This window comes from Saccharopolyspora sp. NPDC049426, from assembly GCF_040676935.1.
Classification (GTDB): Bacteria; Actinomycetota; Actinomycetes; order Mycobacteriales; family Pseudonocardiaceae; genus Saccharopolyspora.
In genome coordinates this window covers 83,375-102,184 of the sequence record NZ_JBFAPZ010000003.1, presented here as the reverse complement: position 1 = coordinate 102,184, position 18,810 = coordinate 83,375, and the positions used below count along the sequence as shown (strand labels likewise).

Sequence of the window (18,810 nt, the reverse complement as noted above, 5' to 3'; positions counted from 1 at the left end):
TCATGTGGACCGGCAATACCGCCGAACTGATTGACACGATCTGTCGAGTTCTCTCAAGATCGGTGTGCCTTTCCGGGCGGACGAGGAGAACTGACAATGATGTCGAAGCGTCTTCGCTGCGCCGTGGCGCTGCTGGCCTGCCTGGTGCTCGGCGGCTGCGGCTCGGTGAACGCACAGCCGGTCGGCCCCGTCTACACCTGGGACATGACCGTGACCGTGGGCGAATCCTCCACGTGGTACCAGGCGGCCGAGCGGTTCGCGGACACGCTCGAAAGGGAGTCCGGCGGCCGGATGCACCTGCGCGTGTTCACCGGTGAACAGCTCTCGGCCGGTGATCCTGCCGCCGGTGTCGAGCAGTTGATGAACGGGGACAAGGAGTTCTCCTACAACTCCACGATCATCTACGCCGGTATCGATCCCCGATTCGGCGCGATCAACGCGCCTTTCCTCTACAGCGGCTACGACGAGGCCGATCGAGCGCTGCGTGGCGGGGCGGTCCCGGCCTACGAGAAGCTCAGCGCGGAGATCGGCGTGAAGATGCTCGGTTTCGGCGAGAGCGGATTCCGGCAGCTCACCAACAACGTGCGTCCGGTGAGCGAGCCCGCCGACCTCGAAGGCATCAAGACGAGGATCCCGGGCATGGGCATGCTCACCGACTTCTTCCGGGGCCTCGGCGCGAATCCGACGACGATGAACTTCTCCGAGGTGTTCACCGCGCTGCAGCAGGGCACGATCGAAGGCCAGGAGAACCCGATGGACGTGATCTCCTCCTCCGGCCTCGCCGAGGTTCAGCGGTACATGACGGTGTGGAACTACGTCTACGACCCGCTGGTGCTCGGGATGAACCAGGAGCTGTTCGACTCGCTCGACCCCGGGGACCAGAAGATCGTGCAGGACGCGGCCATGGACGCGAACGCGTTCCAAGTCCGGACCAACCGAGGACTCGAGCAGGAGCAGATCGCCGAGCAGGCAGCGCTGATCGAGACCACGGAGCTCTCCGACGTCCAGCTGGAGCGCTTCCGCTGGGCCGTCCGACCGTTGTACGAGGAATACGAACAGGTGTGGGGGCCCGACATGATCCGCGCCGTGAGCTCGGAGAGCTGAGCCGTGCAGAAATCCACAGTGGACCGCGTGCTCACATCTGTTGAGAACGTCCTGGCCGCAGTGCCGTTCGCGGTGGTCGCGGTGGTGGCGTTCGTGAACGTCGTCAGCCGCTACTTCCTCAACGCATCGCTGGCCTTCACCGCCGAGCTGACAGTGAGCCTCGCTGCGTGGATGGTGATGATGGGTGCCGTCATCGCGCTGCGCGAAGGCGGGCACCTCGGTTTCAGCGCACTGCACGAAGCGGCTACCGGCGCGCTGAGAGGTGCGATGACGGTGCTGATCACCGCAGCGGTGCTCGTCTTCCTCGCGGTGCTGCTGTTCTTCGGCATCGACATGGTGGTCCTCCAGGCTTGGAGCGGCCGGACGACGCCATCCCTCGGTATCCCCCAATGGCTGTTCACCGCCGCGCTTCCGGTGGGCGCCGTGCTCGGCGGCTACCGGACGGTCCAGGCGAGCAGAGTCGGATTCCGGCGCGCGACGGTCGACGCGCTGCCCAGTGAGGAGGCCGACCGGTGATCGGTGCCGTGTTGTTCGGAAGCTTCTTCGTGCTGTTGCTGGTGGGCGTGCCCGTGGCCTTCGCGCTCGGCGTCGCGGCGTGCTGCGCGCTGGTGGCGATGGGTGGGTTCGCTGAGCTGTCGATCATCCCGAACGTGTTCACCGCGTCGGTGTCGTCGGAGACGCTGCTTGCGATCCCGTTCTTCATCCTGGCCGGGGTGATCATGGAGTACGCCGGCATTTCGCGGAGGCTCGTCGACTTCGCGCACGCGTGCGTCGGCGGGCGGAAGCACGGGCTGTCGATCGTCGTGGTGATCGCCGCGTTCTTCTTCTCGGCCATCTCCGGTTCCGGGCCGGCGACGGTCGCGGCGATCGGTTCCATCCTCATCCCAGCGCTCATCCGGCAGGGGTATCAGCCACGGCACGCCACATCGTTGCTCGCGACCGCAGGGTCGATGGGCATCATCGTGCCGCCCAGCGTGGCGTTTATCATCTTCGCGGTCGTCGTCAGCGACTACGAGGGCGTGTCGATCGTCCGGCTGTTCGTGGCCGGAATCGTGCCGGGGATCCTGCTGGCGGCCGCGCTGATGATCGCGAGCCTGTTCCTCCCCCGCGCGACGGTCGGCCGCCCGGCGACGGTCGGGGCCGGTGCGGCGGAGGGGGCCGGTGGTTCCGACGTCCTGGACCGCGCCGAGGTAGCGGACGCCCCTGGCGGAGGTGACGCGCGGGTGCCCACGCGGCGATTCGCGGCGCTGGGCAGGGCGATCCCAGGTCTGCTCGTGCCGCTGATCATCCTCGGTGGCATCTACGGAGGCATCGTGACACCGACGGAGTCGGCGGTGGTCGCGGCGGCCTACGCGCTGGTGGTCGGCCTGTTCGTGTACCGCGAGATCAAGCCGGCGCAGCTGTACCGCATGCTGATCGCGGCCTCCGCGCAGTCGGCCGTGGTGATGCTCATCGTCGGCGCGGCCTCGGTGTTCGCCTACGTCGTGACCGTCAACGAGGTCGCGGAGAAGATCTCCGAGCTGTTGCTCCACCTGACCGGGAACCGGCCGCTGATCGTACTGCTCGCCGTCGTCATCCTGCTGGTGGTCGGTGCGTTCATCGACGCGGTGTCGGCGCTGTACCTGTTCGTGCCGATCATCGCGCCCGTCCTGCTGGAGGCCGGGGTCGACGTCACGACGATCGGCGTGCTGATGGTGGTCAACCTGGCGCTCGGGCTGGTCACCCCGCCGGTCGGGGTCAACCTGTTCGTCGCGGCCGGGATCGCGAAGATCCCGCTCACCGAGGTGCTCAAGGGTATGCGCCCGTTCTTCATCGCAGGTCTGGCCGTGGTGCTGCTGGTGGCCTACGTGCCCGCGCTGTCGAACTGGCTGCCGGACCTGTTGGGCTTCTAGAAGGGAGTACGTGGTGAATCCGTTCGACCTCACCGGTCGGGTCGCTCTGGTGACGGGCGGCGCGCGCGGTATCGGACTGTCCACCGCGCGGGTTCTCGCGGGGCAGGGCGCACGGGTCGTGGTCGTCGACCTGGAGGAGCAGGCCACCGAGGTGGCCGCGCTCGCCGACGAGTACCCGGAGCGGGTGCTCTACCGGCGGGTCGACGTGCGTGACGAGGACGCCGTCCGCGCGTCCGTCGACGGCGTCGTCGACGAGCTGGACGCTCTGGACATTCTGGTCAACAACGCGGGCACTGCCAGCAGGAACGGCCTGGCCGCCATCACCGGCGACGAGTGGTACCGCGACTTGGACACGAACCTGCGCGGCATGTTCCTGTACTGCCGCGCGGCGGAGCCGCACATGCGAGCCGCGGGGAGCGGCCGGATCATCAACATCAGTTCGATCTCGGGCATCATGGGCGGCCCCCGTTCGGGCGGTGCGGGCGGCGGCCGGTCGGGACCGGCGTACGCCGCCTCCAAGGGCGGCGTGATCGCGCTGACCAAGTGGCTGGCCAAGGAACTCGGCGAGCACGGCATCACCTGCAACTCGGTGGCCCCCGGCCCGATCGCGACAGCGCTGACGAGCAACGTCACCTACGCGCTCGACGACCAGGTGATCAAGCGCATGGGGGAGCCGGAGGAGGTCGCCGCCGCCGTCGCCTACCTGGCCGGCCCGGGAGCCGGGTTCGTCACCGGTCAGGTGCTCACGGTGTGCGGTGGAGCCGCCATCGGCTGAGCACCCGCGCAGCGACGCGCGCCTGCCGGTCGCCCGCTCGGCCCCGGGTACGCCGACGTGCACCTCCCGTGCCGGGACAAACCGCTCAACCAGCTGGGTCTTCGGCGTTGGGTTCGCGACCGTTGCGTGACGCCCCGGTTCGTTCTCCGGGATCTGCGGGGTTGTGACACGTGTCGTCCACAGTGGACGCTCGCGCCAGGCCTGTCGGCGTTCACCGTGCCGTTCCGAGGGAACCGGGCGAGCGTGCGCGGATGACGCCGTCATCGTTGTGCGGTGACCAGGCGCCAGCGCAGGTCACCACCTAGCTCGACCTCCGCTGACCAGTTCGTGCCGGGTTCGCGGCGCAGCAGGGTCCCGCTCCACCACTGCGCGCTGGTCGATGCCACGACGCGGTCGTGCTCGTTGAGCAGCACGATTTCCGGAGTCCGGGACCGCAGAGAACCGAGCAGCAACCGCTCGACGCCCTCGACCGCGACGTCGGCGCCGAGAACGTCGACGAACCCGTCGTCGTGGACCACCGGGACGGCCAGGGTGATGGTGTGTTCGTTGGTGCCGGCGAAGTCGACGAACGGGCCGGTGACCGCCGATCGCCCGGTTCGCCGTGGCAGTGCGAACCACTCGTCGGTGGGGTAGTCGTAGAAATGGCTGTGGCCCGGGTCGAGGTGGTGGCGAACGAAGCGGGCCGGCTCGTCGTTCTCACTGCGCCACCACTCCATCCAGCGAGGTGCGTCGCTCAGGTGGCCGTCGTCGAGCGCGAGGCCGACTCCCTGAACGAAGCCGCGATGCTCGTCGAGCACCTTCCACAGGGTCGGCTGGGTCCGCGTGAGCTCGGCTCGGCGCAGCGGACGTCGAGCCGACGCGAGCATCCCGACGACCTCGGTCTGCGCCGAACCGAGATCATCGAGCACCCGGTCGACCTGTGCTCTGATGCGTTCCGCGCAGCGGCGCAGCGACGCGAGATCTCCGTCGTTCAAGATCCTTCACCTTCTGGTTGCGCGATACCGCCATCATGGTTGACCGCGTGCCACTAGGTCCAGGTGCAGATCGATCAGATGCTGCACCCGGCTCTCCACGTCCCGCATCACCACGTCACGCGCGGTGCTGGCGTCAGCGCTGTCGATCGCTTCGATGAGCGCGGCGTGCGAGGACTCGGTCACCGGGTGGTGCTCAGCCTCGCCGTCGACCATCCAGAACAAGGCCGCCAGCTCGTCGTGCAGGTGGACGATGGACTGCGTGAGGCGGGGCGAGTGAGCGATCACGCCGATCTCGATGTGGAATCGGCTGTCCGCTCGGCGCCGCTCGTCGGCGGTCTCGGAGGAGCGGAAGTGCTCGGCGAGTCGGCTCAGCCGTTCCACGTCGTCGCGTACCGCCCGCTGCGCGGCCAGGTGGGCGGCCCCGCCGATCACGGCGGCGCAGGCGTCGCCGAGGTCGCGCAGCGAGTCGGCGCTGCGCTCGCGCAGCTGGTTCAGCACTGTCTCGGGAGGCAGTTTCGACGCGTTTCGCACGAAGCTGCCGCCGCCGCGACCGCGGCGGGTTTCGATGGCCCCGCGCTGTCTCAGGGTCTCCAAGGCCTGCCGGAGCGTTCCGTTGGAAACCCCCAGTTCGGCCGCGAGTTCGGATTCCGGGGGCAATCGCTCGCCGTGGCTGAGCAGACCGACGGCGATCGCGGTCTCCAGTTGTCGCGCCACGTTGTGGGGCAGGCCCGGACCTTCGGTGGCGTCCAACCGCAGGTACGCAGCAAAACTCGACACCGTTGTCTTTCCTCTGCTCACCAGCTGATCCGGGCGGGTTCGACGCGCGGACGGGATCGATTCGGTCGTCCGTCACGGTAGGACATCGACCGACCATACCGCCGCAACGGGGCTCCGAAGGGCTTGTCATTTAAAATTGAGTGTTTTATGTTTCCAGCGCCGCTGTCCACCCGGAGGCGCCGCCGGCGCCGCACACCGCCCGCGCGCTCGACGACCACTCGGCGAGTGCGAAGCAGGTCGACGCGTCCTGATCGGTCTGGCGTCGCCCGGTGATCCCACGCGCCATCCAGTCCGCGCTTGGGGTTGTGCCTCCGAGGACTGATCGAGATCGCGCAAGATCGGAGCACTCACTTGACCGAGCCCTCGCTGTCCGCGCCCACCAGCTACGACCGAGTCTGGACCAACTGGGCCGGCAACCACACCGTCACCGCCGCGATGTACGCCCAGCCCCGCGACGAAGCCGAAGCCGTCGACGCCGTCCGCTACGCGATCCGGCAGGGGATGAACGTGCGCGTCGCCGGGACGGGACACTCGTTCACGCCGATCGTTCCCACCGGCGGGCTCATGCTCGACCTGACGCACCTGAGCGGGGTGACCGCGACCGATCCGCAGCGATCGCGGGCCACCGCGCTGGCGGGCACCACGGTCGGCCGGCTCGGCGAACCGCTGTGGGAAGCCGGGCTGTCTCTGTCCAATCAGGGCGACATCGACAAGCAGGTCATCGCCGGTGCTCTTTCGACCGCCACGCACGGTTCCGGCATCGAGCTGCCGAACATGTCAGCGGCGATGCGCCGAGTGCGTTTGGTCAACGGGCACGGCGAGGTGGTCGAGATCGATGAGGGCCAGATGCGGGAGCTGCGCGCGGCGCAGGTCGCGATCGGTTCGCTCGGAGTAATGCTGGAGATCGAACTGGCCGTCTCTCCCGCGTACTACATCAAGGAAGAGATCAGCTACCGGCCGTGGCAGGAGGTCGAGGACTCCTGGGATGAGTTGATCGCCGATCACCGGCACTTCTCGTTCTTCTGGTGTCCCGCGGACCACTCCGTGGACCTCTACCAGCTCCCGGCGCCACCTGACCAGCCGATGAGCGACCACTGCTACGTCAAGATCTACGACGAGGTCGAGGTCACCGAACCGGAAGGGCTCGTCTCCGACGAGGTGGGCAACCGGACCGATCGCGCCTACCGGGTCTACCCCGGCGGGTACGACGAGCCCTTCCACGAGATGGAGTACATGGTTCCGGCCGAGCACGGGCTGGAGGCGCTCAACGGGATCCGCCGGTTGATGCTCGACGATTTCCCCGACCAGCTGTATCCGATCGAAGTGCGGTGGACTGCGGCTGACGACGCCTTCTTGTCGCCGAACTACCAGCGCGACACGATGGTGATCTCGGTGTCCGGTGCGCCCGGTACCGACTACTGGCCGTTCCTGCGCGCTGTGGACCAGCGGCTGCAGCAGTACCAGGCCCGCCCGCACTGGGGCAAGATCCACTTCATGACGCGGGACCGGTTGGACGAGCTGTTCCCCGAGTTCGACACTTTCCTCGCCGTGCGCCGGGAGTTCGACCCGCGCGGCACGTTCCTCAACGACCACCTGCGCCCGCTCTTGAGCTGAATCGTCCGCCACCGAAAGGAGGAGGGCGCGTGGAGTCCTTCGGGAACTTGATCATCTACCTCATGATGGCGTTCGTCGTGATCGGGGCCGTGGCGTCGATCCGCGACGACGAGAACGGACTCGGCCGGGAGTTCAAGGAAGGCCTGCATTCGATTGGCCCGATCTTCGTCCCCGTCGCAGGGATCATGGCCGCCATCCCGTACCTGTCGGCGCTCGTCGAGTCGGTCGCCGGACCGCTGTTCGGTGCGATCGGTGCGGACCCGGCGATCGCTGCGACGAGCTTAATCGCGGTGGACATGGGCGGTTACCAGTTGGCCCAGGAAACCGCGGGCAGCACCGGTGGCTGGATCATGGCAACCGTGGTCGGCTACATGGCCGGGGCGACCATCATCTTCACCATCCCGGTCGGATTGGCCATGTTGGACCGCCGCGATCACCGCTACATGGCGCTGGGCGTGATGTGCGGCGTGATCGCGATCCCCATCGGTGTGCTGGTGACCACCGGAATCCTGCTTGCCTCCTCGACGACGGTGCGCGGCGAGGTGTCCGCCGACAGCCCATCGAGCGCTCCGCTGTCCGGGTTGGACACCGTCTCGATGCTGCTCAACCTGTTCCCGCTGGCCGTGTTCGTCGCGCTGCTCGCGTTGGCTCTGTGCTTCGTTCCGAAAATCATGATCAGCGGTTTCATCTGGTTCGGGCGGATCCTGGACGCCGCGCTGAAGTTGGTGCTGGCGTTGAGCATCGTCGAGCACTTCACGGGTGCGTTCTCCACCGTGCTCGGTGGCTGGGGTTTCGACCCGATCATGGCCGACGCCGAGGACCAGTACCGAGCTTTGGAAGTCGCCGGCAACATCGGTGTCATGCTTGCCGGGGCGTTCCCCATGGTCTACGTGCTGCGGAAATGGCTCTCCCGTCCCTTGGGCGCGCTCGGCCGCCGGGTCGGGATGAGTTCCGAAGGCACGGCCGGCCTGCTGGCCGCCGCGGCCAACGTGCTGGCCCTCTTCCGCCTCGTTCGCCACATGCCGCCGAAGGACAAGGTGCTGTGCATCGCCTTCGCGGTCTGCTCCGCATTCCTCGTGGGTGATCATCTCGCGTTCACGGCGAACTTCCAGCCGAACCTCATCCTGCCGCTGGTGCTTGGCAAGCTCACGGGTGGTGTGCTTGCCATCGGGATCGCCGTGCTCATCGCGATGCCCGCGGTCCGGGCCCTCGCGGCTGAGGAAAGCGCTGTCGAGAACGGAACCACAACGGCGAAGGCGTGAGCGCCGACGACCTCGAATCGTGATTCGAGGTCGTACGGGCTCTCGGCACCCGTGAATTCTCCGGGAACGCGCCGATCGGCTCGTGACGAGCTCGTCCGGTTCTCGGCGAACCTGGAGCTCAGCGCAGCTGCGGGGGCGTGCGGTCCTCTTCAGGGCCTTCGGGCGTGTCCGGAATTTCCGGAGCGTCCGGTTGCTCCGGGTCGGGTGCCTGCGGTTTGTCCGGGCTCTCGGGTTTGTCCGGGAACTCGGGCTTGTGCGGTGCGGTCGGCTCGTCCGGGCTGGTGGGCTGCTCCGGTCGTTCGGGTTCTCCGGGGTCGCCTCGCCAACGGTCGAGCAGCGGCGTGCTGGTCATGGTCCCTCCGCCCTGGACTCTGGTCCCCACCGGGTTACCCCTGTTCGGCGGTCGGTCAATCTCACCCGTGCTCGATCGCGCGGCGCACCTGGGGCCGGTGCCGCGAGGGATAGATCAGAATGGCGGGCCCATCTGGACCGCTGAACCGCGGACCGGCCGCACGGCCGCCGGTGGCGTGGTCTCGGTTGTCCTCGATCGCGGGGTGCCCGACCGCGCTGCTGACCTCGCTCAGCTGGTTCCACGAGCGGAGCGCCCCAGGCAGTGCGGACGTGGATGCCCAGGCGCGAGACGCCGTCGCTGTCGATCGTGTTGGTCTCCCGCGCAGGCGAGCTGCCGGAAACGTTTGCCGACCGCGGAGGAGCGGGAACTCCGTTGAGCGATCCGGCGGAACGAGGGCAAGGGGGCGCCGTGTCGTGGGTGTTCGAACGCGCTGTGGTGACCGGCGGTGCAGGATTTCTCGGAGCGCCGGTGTGCGCGGAGCTCCTCCGTCGGGGAACGGTGGTGCACTGCCTGGACAACTTCAGCAGCAGCGGAGTCGAGAACGTCCGGGAGCTGCGGTCGGACCCCCGGTTCGAACTGGTCGAGCACGACATCTCCCGGGAACCGTGGCACGCTGAGGGCGTCGGACTCGTCCTGCACCTGGCCTCTCCCGCATCACCGGTGGATTACCTGCGGATGCCGGTGGAGACCCTGGAGGCGGGCAGTCACGGCACCGCGCACGCGCTGGAGCTCGCCGAGCGCACCGGCGCGCGGTTCCTGCTGGCCTCCACCAGCGAGGTCTACGGCGATCCGCTGCAACACCCGCAGCGGGAGGACTACTGGGGCAACGTCAACCCGGTCGGTCCGCGCGCGGTCTACGACGAGGCCAAGCGCTACGCCGAGGCGTTGACGTCCTGCTACCGCGCTCACCGGCAGGTCGACACCCGCATCGTGCGGCTGTTCAACAGCTACGGGCCGGGAATGCGTTCCACCGACGGGCGTTTGGTCTCCACCTTCGTCTCACAAGCGCTGGCAGGCGAGCCGATCACCGTCAACGGCGACGGCAGCCAGACGCGTTCGCTGTGCTATGTGGACGACACCGTGCGCGGGCTGCTCGCCGCGGCGGCAGGGGATCACACCGAACCGGTCAACATCGGCCGGCCCGACGAGATGACGGTGCTGGAGATCGCCGAGCTCGTGCGGTCGCTGACCGGGACTTCCTCGCCGATCAGCCATTCCGCCGCCGTGGCCGACGAACCGAGTCGCCGATGCCCGGACATCAGCATCGCGACGCAGCGGCTCGGCTGGCGGCCCCGGATCGACGTCGTTGAAGGGCTGCGCCGCACGATCGACTGGTTCGCCGCCCGTCCCGCTGCCGCGTGATCACCGTGGCCTGGCGAATTCTTCTTGCGCACCAAGGAGGAAGTCCTCCAGCCGTGTTTACGAGTCGCTGCACAGGGTAGCGGTAAAGGCAGGACGGACCAGGGCCTGCGCTCGGGTGGACACAGCGCACGACGGGAGGACGACCGTGCGAATCCTCGGGATCAACGCCGTTTTCCACGACCCGGCCGCCGCACTGGTGGTCGACGGCCGCACCGTGGCCGCGGCAGAGGAGGAGCGCTTCTCCCGCCGCAAGCACGGCAAGACGCCCGTCCCGTTCTCGGCGTGGGAGCAGCCCGAGCAGGCCGCGGCGTGGTGCTTGCGCCAGGGCGGGATCGAGGCGTCCGAGCTGGACGCGGTGGCTTTCTCCTACGACCCGGCGCTGGTGGACGAGACCGTGGAGGGCCTGGGTCCCGGGTGGGAGTGGTTGCGCACGACCTTCGCCGAACGGGCGCCGCACTTCCTGGCCACCGCGCTGCCCGGGCTCGATCCCGATGCGGTGGTGTTCGTGCCGCACCACGTGGCGCACGCCGCTTCCGCCGCGCTCGCCGCGCCCTTCGGCGACTGCGCCGTGCTCACCGCCGACGGCCGCGGTGAGAGCACCTCAGGACTTGCCGGACGGTGCACCGGCGGCCGGCTGACCACGTTGACCGAGCAGCGACTGCCGCACTCGCTCGGCCTGATGTACGAGGAGCTGACCGAGCACCTGGGCTTCCGCCGTTCCAGCGACGAGTACAAGGTGATGGCGCTGGCCTCCTACGCCGAACCCGCGTTCCTGCCGGACTTCAGGGAGTTGGTCCGCAGCGGCGACGGGCACTACGAGATCGAGCCGATCGACTGGCAGCGCTGGGCCCCCCGTCGCAGCGCGCAGGAACAATTGGGCGACAAGCACGCTCAGCTCGCCGCGAGCGTCCAGTCCAGGGTGGAGGAAGTGCTGCTCGACCTCGCGCGATGGCTGCACAGCGCGACCGGGGAACGTCGGCTGGCCATGGCCGGGGGAGTGGCGCTCAACTGCGTGGCCAACACCCGGATCGCTCGCGAAGGCCCGTTCGACGAGGTGTGGGTGCAACCCGCGGCGGGTGACTCGGGCACCGCGCTCGGCGCGGCGTTGCAGGTCGCGGCGCAGCACGACGAGCCCATCAGGCCGATGCCCGGCGCCGACCTCGGGCGCGGGTGGAGCGACGAGGAGATCGAGAACGCCCTCCGCACCGCGCAACTGGCCTACGAACGCCCGAGCGACGTCGCCGAGGTCGCAGCCGAAGCGCTGGCGCGCGACGCGTCGGTGGGCTGGTTCCAAGGGCGCAGCGAGTTCGGCCCGCGTGCGCTCGGACACCGTTCCCTGCTCGCCCACCCCGGCAACGCCGACAACGTCGAGCGCCTCAACGACATCAAGGGCCGCGAGCAGTTCCGCCCGGTCGCACCCATGGTCTTGGCAGAACGCGCCGGCGAGCTGTTCACCCGGGGGCCGGAGAGCAGCCCTCACATGCTGTTCGTGCACGACGTGAAGCCGGAGTGGCAGGACCGCATACCCGCCGCCGTGCACATCGACGGCACCGCGCGGCCGCAGACCGTCGACCGGGCCGCCGAACCGCTGGTGGCCAGGCTGCTCGACTCCTTCGCGGCTCGCACCGGCGTGCCGGCGCTGATCAACACCAGCTTCAACACCGCGGGACGCCCCATGGTCGACAGCCCGGTCGACGCCTTGGAGTGCTTCGGAGCGTCGCCGATCGACCTGCTCGTGATCGGGCCGTTCGTGGTCCACCGCGGGAGTGAGCGGTCATGACCGTCCGCGGCGACTACGCGGTGGTCATCCCGACGATGGGCCGGGACAGCCTCGCCGGAACCCTGGCCGCCCTCGACACCGGGCGCGGCCCCGGTCCCCGCGAGGTCGTGCTGGTCGACGACCGGCCCGGCCCGCGCGAACCGCTTCCGCTACCGCGCAGCGAGCTGCCGATCCGCGTCGTGCGTTCCGGCGGACGTGGTCCTGCCGCAGCGCGCAACATCGGTTGGCGCGAAGCGGACGCCGAGTGGGTCGTGTTCCTGGACGACGACGTCGTGCCCGCCGCGGACTGGCGCGAGCGGATCGAGGACGACCTCGACGTCGGTCCGGACGTGGGGGCCTGCCAGGCCGACATCGTCGTCCCGCTGCCGACCGAGCGGCGGCCCACCGATGGCGAACGCGACACCGCCGCGCTCGCCGACGCGCTGTGGATCACCGCGGACATGGCCTACCGCCGCGAGGTGCTGTCGGCCTGCGGCGGTTTCGACGAGGAGTTCCGGCGCGCCTTCCGGGAGGACGCCGACCTGGCGCTGCGGGTGCAGGCCGCGGGGTGGCGGTTGGTCAACGGCGCGCGTGTGACCAGCCACCCCGCGCGCCCCGCGGGCTTCCTCGCCAGCGTGCGCGCGCAACGGGGCAACGCCGACAACGCCATCATGTGCCGCAAGTACGGAAAGCGGTGGCGCAAGCGGATCGGTGAAGGCCCGGGCAGGATTCGTCGACACCTGGCGATCACGGTGGCGGGAGGGACCGCGCTCGTCGCCTCCGCGCTCGGCGCGCGTCGAACCGCGGCCTGGGGTGCCGTGGTGTGGATGGGTTTGACCGCCGAGTTCGCGGCCCGCCGGGTCGTTCCGGGCCCGGGCACGCCGAACGAGGTGGCCCGAATGCTGGTCACCAGCTGCCTAATCCCTCCCGCCGCGTGCCTGCACAGAGTGCGCGGTGAGGTGGAAGTGCGCGCGGGCGCGAGGGAAATGCCTGCGGCGGTGCTGTTCGACCGGGACGACACGCTCATCCACGACGTCCCCTACAACGGTGACCCTGCCCGCGTGCGACCGGTCAGCGGAGCGCGGGAAGCGCTGGACCGGCTCCGCGTGGCCGGCATTCCGATCGGGGTGGTGAGCAACCAGTCCGGAGTGGCGCGCGGGCTGCTGCGCGACGAGGACGTCGCCGCCGTCAACGGCGCGGTGCAGAGAGCGCTGGGGCCGTTCGACACCTGGCAGTGGTGCCCGCACGACGAGCACGACGGATGTGGTTGCCGCAAACCGAAACCCGGGATGATCGAGCAGGCCGCCGCCCGGTTGCGCGTGTTGCCGCGGAGCTGCGTGGTCATCGGCGACACCGGAGCCGACATCGCGGCAGCGCTGGCCGCGGGTGCCAGGGCGATCCTGGTGCCCACCGAGCGGACCAGGACCGAGGAGACGACCAGGGCGCTCGTCGAAGCCGAGGTCGCGCCGACCCTCGAGGCCGCTGTCTCCCGCGTGCTGCGGGACGGCCGGGTGCGCGCGGCGACGCGGCGCCCCGTCCGGCAGGAGGTGCCGCGATGAGGATCGACATGGTTTCCGAGCACGCCAGCCCGCTGGCGGCCCTCGGCGGAGCCGACGCCGGCGGGCAGAACGTGCAGGTGGCCGAACTGGCGACCGGGCTCGCCCGGCGCGGCCATGACGTCGTCGTGCACACCCGCCGCGATTCGCCGACGCTCCCGGAGCGGGTGCGTACCGATGAGGGCTTCACGGTTCGGCACGTGGCGGCCGGTCCGTCTGAACCGGTGCCCAAGGACGAACTGCTGCCGCACATGGACTCCTTCGCGGCGCGGCTCGCCGAGACCTGGCAGAGCAGCCGCCCGGACCTGGTGCACGCGCACTTCTGGATGAGCGGGCTCGCCGCGCAGCGCGGCGCCGCGGGGCTCGGCGTGCCGGTGCTGCAGACCTTCCACGCGTTGGGGCGCGTCAAGCGCCGCGAGCAGGGGGCCAAGGACACCAGCCCGCCGCAACGCGCCGAGTTGGAGGCCGAGATCGCCTGCGGCGCTGACCTCGTCATCGCCACGTGCACGGACGAGGTCGGTGAGCTCGCCGAGATGGGCGTGCCCCCAGAGCGCACCGCTGTGCTGCCCTGCGGCATCGACGTCGACCGGTTCTTCGCAGCCCCACCGCCCGAGCCGAAGCGCGGCGCGCCGCGCGTTCTGAGCATCGGCAGGCTGGTCGAGCGCAAGGGTGTGGACGTGATGATCCGGGCGATGCGCGATCTCCCCGACGCCCGTCTGCTCATCGCGGGCGGGCCGCCTGAGGCGGACTGGCCCGATGACCCGGAGGTCAACCGGTTGCAGGCGGTGGCCCGTCAAGCCGGTGTCGCCGACCGCACCGAGTTCCTCGGCCCGGTGCCCCACGAGGAGGCGCCCGATCTCTACCGGTCGGTCGACGTCGTCGTCAGCATCCCGTGGTACGAGCCGTTCGGAACGGTGCCGCCGGAGGCGATGGCCTGCGGTGTTCCCGTGGTCGTCAGCGCCGTCGGGGGTCATCTCGACACCGTCGTCGATCGCAGGACGGGACTGCACGTGCCACCGCACGATCCGGCGGCGACCGCAGGTGCCGTGCGTGAGCTGTTGGATCGGCCGGGCCTGCGCGCGGAGCTGGGAACCGCAGGCGCGCACCGCGTTCGGGCTCGCTACGGGTGGGATCGGCTCGTCGGCGAAGCCGAGGACATCTACCAGCAGGTGCGTTCGGCGCGGTCCGGGCGGACCGCGTTCGCCGCCGCGCCGGGAGGGGGAGCACCGTGATCGAGCAGCACTTCCAAGACCTGGGCGCAGCCGCGTGGCAGATCAGCTCCACAGCGCCGAAGCTGCGGAGCTGGGCGGGCACGCTCGCGGACCGCCTGACTGCCGGAGCGCGCTTACTGACCTGCGGAAACGGAGGAAGCGCTGCGGAAGCGCAGCACCTGTCGGGTGAGCTGACCGGTCGGTTCCTCCGCGATCGCAAGCCGTACTCGGCCATCGCGCTGCACGCCGACACCTCGGCGTTCACCGCCACGCTCAACGACTACGGCGAGCAGGAGGTCTTCGCTCGCGGTGTGCGGGCGCACGGGCGTCCCGGTGATGTGCTGGTCGCGTTGTCCACCAGCGGCCGCAGCCAGAACGTGCTCGCCGCGGCCAAGACCGCGCGGGAGCTGGGTGTGCTGACCTGGGCGCTGACCGGGCCTGCGCCCAACGACCTCGCCGCTGTCTGCGACGACGTCGTGGCCGTTGATGCCCCCGGTGTGGCCACGGTGCAGGAGATCCACCTGGCGCTGATCCACGCGCTGTGCGGCGAGTTCGACGCGCTGACCATCGACCGGGCACCGGGAAGCCGGTGACCGGAACCGTTCTCCTGCTCCGGGCACTCGGGCTGGGAGACCTGCTCACCGCGGTGCCCGCGCTGCGCGGCCTGCGGCGCGCTTTTCCGGACCACGTGGTGCTGCTGGCCGCACCCGAACCGCTGGCGGAGCTGCTGCCCCTGCTGCCCGAGGTGGACGAGTTGGTGCCCACTCCTGGGCTCGCGGACTTCCGCTGGCGGCGAGCGGCTCCGGACGTCGCGGTGAACCTGCACGGCAGCGGGCCGGAATCGGTGCGCGCGGTGTGCTCGACCGGAGCTCGCCAGGTCCTTTCCCACCGGCATCCGGCGGCTCCCCCGGTCGCCGGCCCGGACTGGGAGGCCGAGCAGCACGAGCGGCAGCGCTGGTGCCGACTCCTGCGGCACTACGACATCGACGCCGACCCGGACGACCTGCTGCTGCCGACGCCGCTGGACCGCCCCCGAACCGGCGTGGCGATCGTGCACCCGGGCGCCAGCCACGGCGCTCGGCTGTGGCCGGTGGAGCGCTACGCCGAGGTGGCGCGCTGGGCAGCGGACGCGGATTTCGACGTGGTGCTCACCGGTTCCGAATCCGAGCACGAGCGCGCTGCGCGGGTGGCCGAGCTCGCGGGACTGCCGGGGAACTCCGTGCTGGCCGGACGCACCGGGTTGCGCGAGCTGGCCGCTCTGGTCGCCCACGCCCGCCTGCTGATTTGCGGCGACACCGGCATCGCGCACCTGGCCAGCGCCTTCCGAACGCCGTCGGTGGTGCTGTTCGGACCGGTCTCGCCCCGCTACTGGGGCCCACCGGTCGACACCCGGCACATCGCGCTGTGGCACGGGCGTAGCGGCGACACCTTCGCCTCCGACCCAGATCCCGGACTGCTGGCGATCACGATCGGGCAGGTGATCGACGCCGCGCGCAGAGCGGTGCGGCGCGGATGAGCCGTGCCCACGCGTCGGCCGTAGCGGGTTTCGCCGTTTTCCGAGGTGGAAATTCCCCGTCGTGTCCGATGTGACGGGAGCGAGGTGCGATGGCTTCGCAAGTGGACCGACGGGTCACGGTCGGCATCATCGCCGATCCCGGCGTTCCGACCGAGATCGCCGAGCGGCTCGCGGAGGAGATCCCGGACGAACTCCGGTCCCGGGTCGCCGAGGAAGTGGACTGGCGAGTGGTGGCGAGCTCGGAGGAATTGCCGCTGGGCGACGACGGCGCGATCGACATCGCGGAGAAGGTCGAGGAGAAGCGAAGCAGCGAGCACTGGGACCTGCTGGTCTGCTTGACCGATCTCCCGAGGATCGAACCCGCGGGGGCGGTGGTCGCCGACGCGGACACCAGCAGCGGAGCGGCGATGGCGTCGGTGCCGGCGATCGGTTGGATCCGGTTGCTGCCGTACGCCCGCCGGGTCGTGGTGCACCTGGTCGGCCTGCTCGCCAGGCAAACGCTGGGGATCGCCGCGCATCGCGAGAGCGACGGGTACCACTCCGGCGCCTGGGGCGTGTTCGGCGTTCGAATCCGGCAGGTCCGGTCCAGCGACGAGAACATCGACTCGAACCTGGTGCTGCCGGGCCGGGTCGGCAGGATGCGCCTGCTGTTCGGCATGGTCCGCGACAACCGGCCCTGGTGGCTCGTGCCGGGGCTGTCCCGCGCGGTGGCGGCGGCTGCGGGGACGGCGGCCTTCGGCGTGTTCTTCCCCAGCATCTGGAGCCTGGCCGACAGCCTCGCACCGGTGCGCCTGGTCCTGATCAACCTCTTCGCCGTGGCGGTGATGGTCGGCTGGCTGATCGTGCACAACAGCCTGTGGGAGCGCGCCGGTGGCGGTGCGGCGGTGCACAAGACCCGGATGTACAACGCCGCGACGTTGCTGACGGTATCCATCGGTGTGCTGTGCATGTACGCGCTGCTGTTCGGGCTGACCGCACTGGGGTCGGCGACGGTCATCAGCCCTGAATACCTCAGCGGCCAGCTCGGGCACCCGGCGACCCCCCTGGATTACCTGGGTCTGTCCTGGTTGGCGAGCTCGATGGGCACCGTCGCGGGGGCCCTGGGGTCGAGCCTGGAGACCGAGTCAGCGGTGCGGCGGGCCACCTACAGCAAGCGCGAACGGGAACGCCGAGCCAGGCGCCGCCGCGAGCAGCGCAAGTCCGGGCAGACCTGAGCCATCGAATGTCCTCGGCCCGTGGTGGATCTCAGCCGGCGTCGAAAGCACGTCCTTCGCTTCTCCATCCGGCTGTTTTCACCTCGGCCGCCGGTGGAAACCCCCGAGGTGGCCGCGCACGACCGCGTCTGGGAGGTGCGTCATGAAGTACGACGAGTTCATCGCGACCGTCCGTCGGCTCGGTGAGTACGAGTCGAGGGAGCGAGCCGAGCACGTCACGCGCTGCGTGCTGGGTGTGCTCGGCGCCCGCATCACCGTTCAGGAGGCCGAGGACCTCGCCGCACAGCTGCCCGGCGACCTGGCCGGGGCTCTGCGCGCGGAGGAGCGGCCGATGCCGGACCTGTCCCCGGACGGGTTCGCAGGAGCTGTCGCCGCCCGCTTGGAGGGCGCGAGCACGGAGACGGCCCGCTGGGACGTCAGCGCTGTGCTCACCACGGTGACCGAGAGCATCGACGGCGGCGAGCTCAACCACGTGCTCAGCCAGCTGTCCAGTGGGTTCGCGACGTTCTTCGGCCATCCGGAACTGGCCTGACGCGCGCGCCTGTCGTCACTCCAGCGCGGCGGCGTGCAGGTGGCGTGCCAGCGCGTCCAGCAGACTCGAATCGGTGCCTGCCGAGCGGCGGGCCGCAGCGGCTCGGCAGGCTCCATCGTCGGACCTGCACCAGCGCCACCAGCGATCCAGCTCGGTTTTTGAGAGCTCGTCGGCGCCGATGACCGCGGGCCAGTCCTGCGCGCGCGCCTGCGCGGTGACCTTGCCCCCGCTGGAGATGGGATCGACGGCGAGCGCGGGAACGCCCGCGGACAGCGCGACAACGAGTCCGTGCAGACGAGTGGTGACCACGACGTCGGTGCGCTCGACGAGGGCGGCGAACGCTTCGGGCGTCGAGCACAATCGCCAGTCGCTGCGAGCCAGCCTTGTGTCCAGCGGGATTCGCGCTGCGTCCAGTTCGGCCAACCAGCGCTGCAGGATCTCGTGCGTCTCATAGTGCCTGGTGCGGTCGCCGTACTCCGGCTGCGCCGGTGCGAGCACGGCTCCCACCACCGGGGTACCGCGAGGGTCCAGACCGGCGGCGAGGTCCGGTGAGGCGCGTAGGCTCGGCCCGTCTCGCGGCAGGAGCGTGTGAAAGCCCTTGGTGGCGGTCGATTCCGGGTCGATCACGGAGACGCCCACGGCGATCCGAGTGCACCTCGAGTACCGGTGGTGCAGTTCTTCGACCTGCCAGCCGTACGCGGGCCCGCAGCAGAAGATGACGTGGGTGTAGTCGTTCGGTTCAGCGTCGTCGAAGTGCGTTGCGCCTGGGGCGAATGCGGGGCTGAGCACGATGTCGTGGTCGATGCCGTTGGTGGCCAGCCGTGCGGCCACCCGGTGCAGACTCGCGACGTCACCGGCGGTGGCTTCCCCGTGCAGGAAGCTCGCCCACCCCGTCACCAGCGCTCGCATC

At 69.8% G+C, this 18,810-nt stretch carries 18 protein-coding genes; 14 read left to right on the top strand and 4 right to left on the bottom strand.

All coding sequences use genetic code 11. The features are described 5' to 3' along the window. Positions 1 to 99 precede the first annotated feature (99 nt). From AB0J78_RS06625 to AB0J78_RS06610, 4 genes are read left to right on the top strand one after another with little or no spacing between them, the layout of a single operon-like run. Positions 100 to 1,104 (top strand): DctP family TRAP transporter solute-binding subunit, encoded by a 1,005-nt coding sequence (locus AB0J78_RS06625; protein ID WP_363787654.1) that lies wholly within the window; start codon positions 100 to 102, stop codon positions 1,102 to 1,104. 27 nt (positions 1,105 to 1,131) lie between these two features. Then, positions 1,132 to 1,620, top strand: coding sequence for a TRAP transporter small permease subunit (locus tag AB0J78_RS06620; RefSeq protein ID WP_363787653.1), 489 nt, complete (start codon positions 1,132 to 1,134; stop codon positions 1,618 to 1,620). Continuing rightward, positions 1,617 to 2,996: a TRAP transporter large permease gene (locus tag AB0J78_RS06615; RefSeq protein ID WP_363787652.1), complete on the top strand. Its 1,380-nt coding sequence runs from the start codon at positions 1,617 to 1,619 to the stop codon at positions 2,994 to 2,996. The genes AB0J78_RS06620 and AB0J78_RS06615 overlap by 4 nt, the downstream gene beginning before the upstream one ends. 13 nt (positions 2,997 to 3,009) lie before the next feature. Further along, entirely contained in the window at positions 3,010 to 3,771 is a 762-nt protein-coding gene (locus tag AB0J78_RS06610) for an SDR family NAD(P)-dependent oxidoreductase (RefSeq protein WP_363787651.1), read from the top strand. A 260-nt stretch (positions 3,772 to 4,031) separates the two neighbouring features. Here the strand turns inward: AB0J78_RS06610 and AB0J78_RS06605 are convergent, their stop codons facing one another. Both AB0J78_RS06605 and AB0J78_RS06600 read right to left on the bottom strand, forming a co-directional pair. Beyond that, positions 4,032 to 4,745 carry a cache domain-containing protein gene (locus AB0J78_RS06605; protein ID WP_363787650.1) on the bottom strand — a complete coding sequence of 238 codons (714 nt, stop codon included), beginning with the start codon at positions 4,743 to 4,745 and terminating at the stop codon, positions 4,032 to 4,034. 33 nt (positions 4,746 to 4,778) lie between these two features. Continuing rightward, positions 4,779 to 5,522, bottom strand: coding sequence for a GntR family transcriptional regulator (locus AB0J78_RS06600; protein ID WP_363787649.1), 744 nt, complete (start codon positions 5,520 to 5,522; stop codon positions 4,779 to 4,781). 351 nt (positions 5,523 to 5,873) lie between these two features. Between AB0J78_RS06600 and AB0J78_RS06595 the strand changes: the two genes are divergently transcribed. Continuing rightward, positions 5,874 to 7,136 carry a D-arabinono-1,4-lactone oxidase gene (locus tag AB0J78_RS06595; protein ID WP_363787647.1) on the top strand — a complete coding sequence of 421 codons (1,263 nt, stop codon included), beginning with the start codon at positions 5,874 to 5,876 and terminating at the stop codon, positions 7,134 to 7,136. 29 nt (positions 7,137 to 7,165) lie between these two features. Then, positions 7,166 to 8,398: an ethanolamine utilization protein EutH gene (gene eutH / locus AB0J78_RS06590; protein ID WP_363787646.1), complete on the top strand. Its 1,233-nt coding sequence runs from the start codon at positions 7,166 to 7,168 to the stop codon at positions 8,396 to 8,398. A 118-nt stretch (positions 8,399 to 8,516) separates the two neighbouring features. On the opposite strand, the gene AB0J78_RS06585 is transcribed toward eutH, so the two are convergent. Continuing rightward, complete coding sequence (locus AB0J78_RS06585; protein ID WP_363787645.1) at positions 8,517 to 8,750, bottom strand: hypothetical protein; 234 nt, start codon at positions 8,748 to 8,750, stop codon at positions 8,517 to 8,519. Positions 8,751 to 9,158: 408 nt separating this feature from the next. Here AB0J78_RS06585 and AB0J78_RS06580 point away from each other — a divergent pair, with 408 nt between their 5' ends. The 8 genes from AB0J78_RS06580 to AB0J78_RS06545 all read left to right on the top strand — a co-directional run bounded on the left by AB0J78_RS06580 (position 9,159) and on the right by AB0J78_RS06545 (position 17,900). Beyond that, entirely contained in the window at positions 9,159 to 10,112 is a 954-nt protein-coding gene (locus AB0J78_RS06580; RefSeq protein WP_363787644.1) for an NAD-dependent epimerase/dehydratase family protein, read from the top strand. A 145-nt stretch (positions 10,113 to 10,257) separates the two neighbouring features. After that, positions 10,258 to 11,892, top strand: a complete 1,635-nt coding sequence (locus tag AB0J78_RS06575; protein WP_363787643.1) for a carbamoyltransferase C-terminal domain-containing protein — start codon at positions 10,258 to 10,260, stop codon at positions 11,890 to 11,892. Continuing rightward, positions 11,889 to 13,430 carry an HAD-IIIA family hydrolase gene (locus AB0J78_RS06570; RefSeq protein WP_363787642.1) on the top strand — a complete coding sequence of 514 codons (1,542 nt, stop codon included), beginning with the start codon at positions 11,889 to 11,891 and terminating at the stop codon, positions 13,428 to 13,430. Before AB0J78_RS06575 ends, AB0J78_RS06570 begins: the two co-directional genes overlap by 4 nt. Further along, positions 13,427 to 14,659, top strand: coding sequence for a glycosyltransferase (locus AB0J78_RS06565; protein WP_363787641.1), 1,233 nt, complete (start codon positions 13,427 to 13,429; stop codon positions 14,657 to 14,659). Before AB0J78_RS06570 ends, AB0J78_RS06565 begins: the two co-directional genes overlap by 4 nt. Next, the gene (locus AB0J78_RS06560) at positions 14,656 to 15,231 is read left to right on the top strand and encodes an SIS domain-containing protein (protein ID WP_363787640.1); all 576 of its coding nucleotides are present in this window, start codon (positions 14,656 to 14,658) and stop codon (positions 15,229 to 15,231) included. The genes AB0J78_RS06565 and AB0J78_RS06560 overlap by 4 nt, the downstream gene beginning before the upstream one ends. Beyond that, on the top strand, positions 15,228 to 16,154 hold the full coding sequence (locus AB0J78_RS06555; RefSeq protein ID WP_363787639.1) for a glycosyltransferase family 9 protein: 927 nt from the start codon (positions 15,228 to 15,230) through the stop codon (positions 16,152 to 16,154). The genes AB0J78_RS06560 and AB0J78_RS06555 overlap by 4 nt, the downstream gene beginning before the upstream one ends. Before the next feature lie 89 nt (positions 16,155 to 16,243). After that, the gene (locus AB0J78_RS06550) at positions 16,244 to 17,368 is read left to right on the top strand and encodes a hypothetical protein (protein ID WP_363787638.1); all 1,125 of its coding nucleotides are present in this window, start codon (positions 16,244 to 16,246) and stop codon (positions 17,366 to 17,368) included. A gap of 142 nt (positions 17,369 to 17,510) precedes the next feature. Then, the gene (locus AB0J78_RS06545; RefSeq protein ID WP_363787637.1) at positions 17,511 to 17,900 is read left to right on the top strand and encodes a DUF2267 domain-containing protein; all 390 of its coding nucleotides are present in this window, start codon (positions 17,511 to 17,513) and stop codon (positions 17,898 to 17,900) included. 15 nt (positions 17,901 to 17,915) lie between these two features. Here the strand turns inward: AB0J78_RS06545 and AB0J78_RS06540 are convergent, their stop codons facing one another. Continuing rightward, the gene (locus AB0J78_RS06540; RefSeq protein WP_363787636.1) at positions 17,916 to 18,809 is read right to left on the bottom strand and encodes a polysaccharide pyruvyl transferase family protein; all 894 of its coding nucleotides are present in this window, start codon (positions 18,807 to 18,809) and stop codon (positions 17,916 to 17,918) included. Position 18,810 lies beyond the last annotated feature (1 nt).